Origin of the sequence: Streptomyces sp. UNOC14_S4 (assembly GCF_020740835.1) — a bacterium.
In the GTDB taxonomy this organism is placed as follows: Bacteria; Actinomycetota; Actinomycetes; order Streptomycetales; family Streptomycetaceae; genus Streptomyces.
The window spans coordinates 1-8,540 of record NZ_JAINFC010000335.1 but is presented as its reverse complement, the minus strand read 5'-3'; the positions used below and the strand labels follow the sequence as shown (position 1 = coordinate 8,540).

Here is an 8,540-nt window from a genome sequence, read left to right as displayed (position 1 = left end):
GGAACTCCTCCAACATCCCATCCATACGCGGCGAGTGGAACGCATGAGAGACCGTCAGACGCTTCGTCTTACGACCCTGCGCCTCGAACGCCGCGGCAATCGCAACAGCCGCGTCCTCGTCACCCGCAATCACCACCGACTGCGGACCGTTGAGAGCGGCAATGCTCACGCCCTCCGTCAGCAGCGGCAGGACCTCGTCCTCCGACGCCTGCACCGCGATCATCGCGCCACCGGCCGGAAGCTCCTGCATCAGACGACCACGCGCCGCCACCAGCTTCGAAGCATCAGCCAGCGACAGCACACCCGCCACATGCGCGGCAGCAAGCTCACCGATCGAGTGACCCGACAGGAAGTCCGCCTTCACACCCCACGCCTCGACGAGACGGAACAACGCCACCTCGACCGCGAACAGCGCAGGCTGCGTGAAACCCGTCTGATCCAGCAGCCCGGCGTCCTCGCCGAAGACAACCGTCTTCAGCGGACGCTCCAGATGCCCGTCCAGCGCATCGCAGACCGCGTCGAACGCCTCCGCGAACACCGGGTACGTGGCGTACAGCTCACGACCCATCCCCAGCCGCTGGCTGCCCTGACCCGTGAACAGGAACGCAGTCTTGCCGCCGACCGCAGAGCCCGTCACCAGGTCCGCGGCCGACTCGCCCCGAGCCAGGGCCTCCAGGCCTGCCACGAGGGAGTCGCGGTCCTCGTCAAGGAGTACTGCTCGCTCCTCGAAGAGGGCACGGTGTGCGGCCAGTGAGTAGCCGAGGTCCGCGAGTGCGGCCTCCGGCTCCTCGGACAGATGCGTCAGCAGGCGCTCGGCCTGCGTCCGCAGGCCCTCGCCGGTGCGGGCGGACAGGACCACCGGCAGCACCGCCGGGGTCTCGCCCCGCTCCGGCTGCTCCGTCCGCTCCGGCTCCTCGGCCGGGGCCTGCTCGATGATCGTGTGGGCGTTGGTGCCGCTGAAGCCGAAGGAGGAGATGCCCGCGCGACGCGGACGGTCGGTCTCCGGCCAGGTCACCGACTCCGTCAGCAGCTGGATGTCACCGGCTGCCCAGTCGACGTGCGGGGTGGGCTCGTCGATGTGCAGGGTCTGCGGCAGCACGCCGTGCTGCATCGCCAGCACCATCTTGATGATGCCCGCGACACCGGCGGCGGCCTGGGTGTGGCCGATGTTGGACTTGATGGAGCCCAGGTAGAGCGGCCGGTCGTCCTCCCGCTCCTGGCCGTAGGTGGCCAGCAGCGCCTGCGCCTCGATCGGGTCGCCGAGCTTGGTGCCGGTGCCGTGTGCCTCGACCGCGTCGACCTCGGCGGCCGACAGACCGGCACTGGCCAGCGCCTGCCGGATCACCCGCTGCTGCGACGGACCGTTCGGAGCCGTCAGACCATTGCTCGCACCATCCTGGTTGATCGCCGAACCCCGCACGACCGCCAGCACCGGGTGACCGTTCTTGCGCGCGTCCGACAGCCGCTCCACGAGCAGCATGCCGACACCCTCACCCCAGCCCGTACCGTCCGCCCCGGCCGCGAACGCCTTGATCCGGCCGTCCGTGGCCAGACCGCGCTGGCGGCTGAAGTCGATGAAGACGCCCGGGGTGGACATCACGGTCACGCCGCCGGCCAGTGCCAGCGAGCACTCGCCGTTGCGCAGCGCCTGGATGGCAGTGTGCAGGGCGACCAGCGACGACGAGCACGCCGTGTCGACGGTGACGGCCGGGCCTTCGAGGCCGAAGGTGTACGCGAGCCTGCCGGAGATCACGCTGGCCGCGTTGCCCGTGCCCATGTGGCCTTCGAGGCCCTCGGAGCCGCCCAGCAGCAGGGACAGGTAGTCCTGCCCGTTGGTGCCGACGAACACGCCCGCGTGGCTGCCGCGCAGGGTGACCGGGTCGATGCCCGCGCGCTCGAACGCCTCCCAGCTCGTCTCCAGCAGCAGGCGCTGCTGCGGATCCATGGCAAGCGCCTCGCGCGGCGAGATGCCGAAGAACGTCGGGTCGAAGTCGGCGACGTCGTACAGGAAGCCGCCTTCACGGGCGTACGAGGTGCCCTCGGCGTCCGGGTCCGGGTTGTAGAGCGCCTCCAGGTCCCAGCCGCGGTCGGTGGGCATGCCCGAGATGACGTCCGTCCCAGAGGACAGCAGCTGCCACAGCTGCTCGGGGGTGTGGACGCCGCCGGGGAAGCGGCAGGCCATCGCGACGATCGCGATCGGGTCGCCGTCGGCCACGGCCGTCGTCACCGGACCGCTGATCTCGGCCTGCCGGCCGAGGAGTTCGGCGAGCAGGTGGTCGGCGAGGGCGTTCGGGGTCGGGTAGTCGTAGATGAGGGTGGCGGGCAGCCGCAGGCCCGTGACGGCGTTGAGGCCGTTGCGCAGCTCGACGGCGGTCAGCGAGTCGAAGCCGATCTCGCGGAACGGGCGGTCGGCCGCGACGTCGTCGGCGTGGGCGTGGCCCAGCACATCGGCGACGTGGCCGCGGACCAGGTCGAGCAGGAAGGCGCCGCGCTCGGACTCGCCGAGCCCGAGCAGCCGCCGGCCGAACGAGGAGGCCGGCTCGACGTCCTTGCCGGGCTGGTCGGTGGCAGTGGTGGTGACGGTACGGGCTGCCGACTGGCGTACCTCGGCCAGGTCGGACAGCAGCGGGCTGGGCCGTACGGCGGCGAAGCCGGGGCCGAACCGCTCCCAGTCCACGTCGGCGACGGTCAGTACGGCGTCGTCCTGGTCGAGGGCCTGCTGGAGGGCGCTGATCGCGAGACCGGCGTCCATCGGCGGCACGCCCGCGCGGCGCATGCGCTGCTCCAGGGCCTCGTCGGCGGCCATACCGCCCTCGGCCCACGGACCCCACGCGACGGACGTGGCAGGCAGACCCTCTGCTCGGCGACGCTCCGCCAGCGCGTCCAGGAAGGCGTTCGCGGCGGCGTAGTTGCCCTGACCGGCGGCACCGAGCGTGCCGGAGATCGAGGAGAAGAGCACGAACGCCGACAGGTCCAGATCGCGCGTCAGCTCGTCCAGGTTGGCGGCGGCCTCGGCCTTGGCCCGCAGGACGGTGGCGAAACGCTCAGGGGTGAGCGCGTCCAGTACACCGTCATCCAGCACACCGGCGGCGTGCACGACGGCGGTCAGCGGCAGCTCGGCAGGCAGACCGGCCAGCAGACCGGACAGCGCGTCCCGGTCAGCTACATCACACGCGGCGACGGTGACCTGGGCGCCCAGCGCGGTGAGTTCGTCGCGCAGTTCGGCCGCGCCCGGCGCGTCCAGACCACGACGGCTCGTCAGCACCAGATGCTCGGCGCCACTCTCCACCAGCCAACGGGCCACATGACCACCCAGCGCACCCGTACCACCGGTCACCAGCACCGTGCCGCGCGAGCGCCAGGCGTCGGCCTCGGCAACGGGCGCGGCGGCGGCCCGGACGAGCCGACGGCCGAGGAATCCGGTGGAACGGATGGCGATCTGATCCTCGTCGCCCGCACCGGCCAGCACGGTGACCAGTCGGATCAGCGCGCGGTCGTCCGCCGTCTCCGGCAGGTCGACCAGGCCGCCCCAGCGCTCCGGGTGCTCCAGGGCCGCGATCCGGCCCAGGCCCCAGACCTGCGCCCGGGCCGGGGCCGCGGGCGCGTCGGTGCGACCGGTCGACACGGCGCCGCGGGTGGCAACCCACAGCGGGCCGTCCACACCGGCGTCGCCCAGCGCCTGCGTCAGCGCGGTCGTGGCCGACAGCCCGCCGTCCTCGGCGAGCGCCAGCAGCGAGAGCACACCTGCCACTTCGGCGCCGTCGGCCGCCGCGCGGAGCCGCTCGGCGTACGCGGCACGGCCGTCGGCGGCACCCAGCTCGACCAGCCGCACCTCGGCGCCGCGCTCGGTGAGCGTACGGACGGCACCGGCGGACCACTCCGCCTCGCCCTCGGGCGCGGCGACCAGCCAGAGACCGGTCGGCCGCGACGTCGTGCTCAGGGACAGCGGCTTCCAGGACACCTGGTAGCGCCAGCCGTCGACGCCCGCCGGGGCCGCGAGGGCCCGCACCGGCGCGTCCGGCCAGTAGCGGCGGCGCTGGAAGGCGTAGGTCGGCAGGTCGACGCGTACGGCGCCGGTGCGCGCGAAGAACGCCGCCCAGTCCACCGTCACGCCCCGGGCGTACGCCCGGGCCACGGCGGCGGTGAGCGCCTCGGCTTCACCACGGCCCTTGCGGAGGGCGGGTACGAAGGCCGCGCTCTCGCCGGTGACGCAGTCCTGCGCCATGGCGGAGAGAACCCCGTCGGGACCGAGCTCGACGAAGTGGGTGACGCCCTGGGCCTCCAGGGTGCGCACCGCATCGAGGAAGCGGACGGCCTCACGGACGTGACGCACCCAGAAGCCGGGGTCGGTGATCTCCTCGACGGAGACCAGAGCACCCGTCAGACCGGAAACGATCGCGATACGCGGAGCCTCGTACGACAGCGTCTCCGCCACCGCACGGAACTCCTCCAACATCCCATCCATACGCGGCGAGTGGAACGCATGAGAGACCGTCAGACGCTTCGTCTTACGACCCTGCGCCTCGAACGCCGCGGCAATCGCAACAGCCGCGTCCTCGTCACCCGCGATCACCACGGACTGCGGACCGTTGAGAGCGGCAATGCTCACTCGCTCGTTCAGCAGCGGAAGAACTTCCTCCTCCGACGCCTGCACCGCGATCATCGCGCCACCGGCCGGAAGCTCCTGCATCAGACGGCCACGCGCCGCCACCAGCTTCGAAGCATCAGCCAGCGACAGCACACCCGCCACATGCGCAGCAGCGAGCTCACCGATCGAGTGACCGGAGAGGTAGTCCGCCGTGATCCCCCACGCCTCGACGAGACGGTAGAGCGCCACCTCGATCGCGAACAGCGCGGGCTGCGTGTAACCGGTCTGGTCCAGCAGCTCGGCGTCCTCGCCGAAGACCACTGTCTTCAGCGGACGCTCCAGGTGCCCGTCCAGCGCATCGCAGACCGCGTCGAACGCCTCCGCGAACACCGGGTAGGTGCCGTACAGCTCACGACCCATGTCCAGCCGCTGGCTGCCCTGGCCCGTGAACAGGAACGCCGTCTCGCCCTCGGTGACGGTGCCCTCGGCGAGTCCGGGGGCGGTGTGGCCCGCGGCCAGGGCCGCCAGGCCGTGCAGCAGCGCGTCACGGCCGTCGGTGGCGAGTACCGCGCGGTGGTGCAGCCCGGCGCGGCCGGTGGCCAGCGAGAGGGCGACGTCGGCCGGTTCGAGCTCCGGGTGGGCCGTCAGGTGGGCGTGGAGTCGTTCGGCCTGGGCGCGCAGCGCGTCCGGGCTCTTGGCCGACACGGTGAAGGGCAGCAGCGGGAGCCGCGTGGCGGCGGTCGGCGTCGACTCCGCCGGGTCGGCCGCCGGGGCCTGCTCGATGATGGTGTGGACGTTGGTGCCGCTGATGCCGAAGGCGGAGACGGCGGCCCTGCGCGGGCGGCCGGTCTCCGGCCAGTCGATGCTCTCGGTCAGCAGCTCGACCGCTCCGGCCGACCAGTCGACGTGCGGGGTCGGCTCGTCCACGTGCAGCGTCCGCGGGAGCACGCCGTGCCGCATCGCCTGGACCATCTTGATGATCCCGGCGACGCCCGCGGCGGCCTGCGAGTGGCCGATGTTGGACTTGATGGAGCCCAGGTACAGCGGCCGGTCGCCGTCGCGGTCCTGGCCGTAGGTGGCCAGCAGCGCCTGTGCCTCGATGGGGTCGCCCAGCGTCGTGCCGGTGCCGTGCGCCTCGACGACGTCGACCTCGGCGGCGGTGAGCCCGGCGCCGCTCAGCGCCTTGCGGATGACGCGCTGCTGCGCGGGGCCGTTGGGCGCGGTCAGGCCGTTGCTCGCACCGTCCTGGTTGACCGCAGAGCCGCGGACGACCGCCAGCACCGGGTGGCCGTGCTTCCGCGCGTCCGACAGCCGCTCCACGAGCAGCATGCCGACGCCCTCGCCCCAGCCGGTGCCGTCGGCGGCGGCCGCGAACGCCTTGACGCGGCCGTCGGAGGCCAGCCCGCGCTGGCGGCTGAACTCGGTGAACGTGCCGGGGGTGGACATGACGGTGACGCCGCCCGCGAGCGCCATGGAGCACTCGCCCTGGCGCAGCGCCTGGATGGCCCAGTGCAGGGCGACCAGTGACGACGAGCACGCCGTGTCGACGGTGACGGCGGGGCCTTCGAGGCCGAGGGCGTAGGCGATGCGGCCGGAGATGACGCTGCCCGCGTTGCCGGTCATCACATGGCCGGCGACCTCGGCGCCCGCCTGTTCCAGGCCCACCTCGTAGGCGCTGTAGGAGGCGCCGACGAACACGCCGACGCCGCGGCCGCGTACGGAGTCGGGGTCGATGCCCGCGCGCTCGAAGGCCTCCCAGGACGTCTCCAGCAGCAGGCGCTGCTGCGGGTCCATGGCCAGGGCCTCGCGCGGCGAGATCCCGAAGAAGGCGGCGTCGAACTCGTCGGCCTGGTGCAGGAAGCCGCCCGCGCGGGCGTAGTCGCCCGTCTCGGCCTCGGAGGCCCACTCCAGGCTCTCCCAGCCGCGGTTGACGGGGAAGCCGGTGACGGCGTCCTCGCCGCCGGTGACCAGCCGCCACAGGTCCTCGGGCGAGCTCACGTCGCCGGGGAAGCGGCAGCTCATCGCGACGATGGCGATGGGGTCGTCGGCGAGTGCGGCGAGAGCCGCCGTGTCGTCCGCTCCCGCCTGCCGGATGTCCTCGTCCGCGAGGTCGGCGAGGTCGCCGAGGAGTTCGCCGCGCAGGTGGTCGGCGAGGGCGGCGGAGTTGGGGTGGTCGAAGACGACGGTGGTGGGCAGCTTCAGCCCGGTGGCCGCGGCGAGCCGGTTGCGGAGCTCGACCGCGATCAGCGAGTCGAAGCCCAGCTCCTTGAAGGCGCGGCGCGGTTCGACGGCCTCGGAGCCGGTGTGGCCGAGGACCGCGGCGACCTGGGTGCGGACCAGGTCGAGCAGGGTGCGCCTGCGCTCGGCCGGGGGCAGGGCGAGCAGCCGCTCGGACAGTGAGGAGTCCGTGGCGGCGTGCCCGGCGGCGGTGCGCCTGCCGGAGCCGCGGATCAGGCCGCGCAGCAGCGCCGGGACGGGGCCGGTGCCGTGCGCGGAGCGCAGCGCCGCCAGGTCCAGGCGGGCCGGGACCAGGACGGCCCGGCCGGTGCGGCGGGCGGCGTCGAGGAGCGCCATGCCCTCGGCGTCGCCGAGGGCGCCCATGCCGCTGCGGGCCAGCCGCAGCAGGTCGGTCTCGGTCAGGGCGCCGGTGATGCCGCCGGTCTCCCACAGGCCCCAGACCAGGGAGGTGGCGGGCAGGCCCTGGGCGTGCCGGTGGTGGGCGAGCGCGTCGAGGAAGACGTTGCCCGCGGCGTAGTTGGCCTGACCGGCGCCGCCCAGGGTGCCGGCGATGGCGGAGAACAGGACGAAGGCGGTCAGGTCCGCCTCGCGGGTGAGCTCGTGCAGGTGCCAGGCCGCGTCCACCTTGGGGCGCAGGACGCGGTCGAGGTGACCGGGCGTCAGGCCGGGCACGGTGGCGTCGTCCAGGACGCCCGCGGTGTGCACGACGGCGGTGAGGGGGTGCTCGGCCGGGACGGCGGCCAGGGTGGCGGCCAGGGCCTCGCGGTCGGCGGCGTCGCAGGCGGCGACGGTCACCTCGGCGCCCAGTGCGGCGAGTTCCTCGCGGAGCGCGTCGGCGCCGGGGGCCTGGGGGCCGCTGCGGCTGGTGAGCAGCAGGTGGCGGACGCCGTGCTCGGCGACCAGGTGCCGGGCGACCAGGCGGCCCAGGCCGCCGGTGCCGCCGGTGATCAGGACGGTGCCCTCGGGGTCCAGGGCGGGCACCGGGGTGTCCGGGCCCTGGAGGTCGGCCGCGGTGGTACGGGCCAGGCGCGGCACCAGGACCTCACCGCCGCGCAGCGCCAGTTCCGGCTCCCCGGTGGCCAGCGCGTCGTGCAGGGCGGCCGTGGCGGCGTCGGTGCCGTCGAGGTCGACGAGGACGAATCGGCCGGGGTTCTCGGTCTCGGCGGAGCGCAGCAGGCCCCACAGGGCGGAGTGCGCGAGGTCGGTGACGTCCTCGTCGGGGCCCGCGGCGATCGCGCCGCGGGTGACGAGGGCCAGCTTGCTGTCGGTGAGGCGGGTGTCGGCGAGCCAGTCCTGCACCAGTTCCAGGGCGCGCAGCGCGGCCCGGTGGGTGGCGGCGGCGAGGTCTTCGCTGTCGTCCTGTGCTGCGGCGGGGAAGGAGGCGAGCACCAGCTCGGGTGCCGTGGTCTCCCCCGCCTCGACGGCGGCAGCGAGGGCGGCGAGGTCCGGGAAGGAGGCGTCGGCGACGCCTGCCGCACCCAGCCCGAAGGCGTCGGCCGCGAGGATCGCGCGGCGGGCGGCGGCGCCCGGCTCGGCCGTGGCGGCCTGCGGCGCGACCCAGTCCAGCCGGAACAGCGCCTGCTGGTGGGCGGAGGCGAGGTCGGCGCCGCTCCGCGGCAGCGGGCGGAGGGTCAGCGCGTCGACGGTGGCGACCGGCTGGCCGGTGGCGTCGGCGAGCGTCAGCGCGACGGTGTCCTCGCCGACGGGTGATATG

1 protein-coding gene is annotated in these 8,540 nt (G+C 73.7%); it reads right to left on the bottom strand.

Going from position 1 to position 8,540, the window contains the following annotated elements:
- The coding region (locus tag K6I34_RS38415; protein ID WP_275127150.1) for a type I polyketide synthase at positions 1 to 8,540 on the bottom strand (8,540 nt) is incomplete at both ends.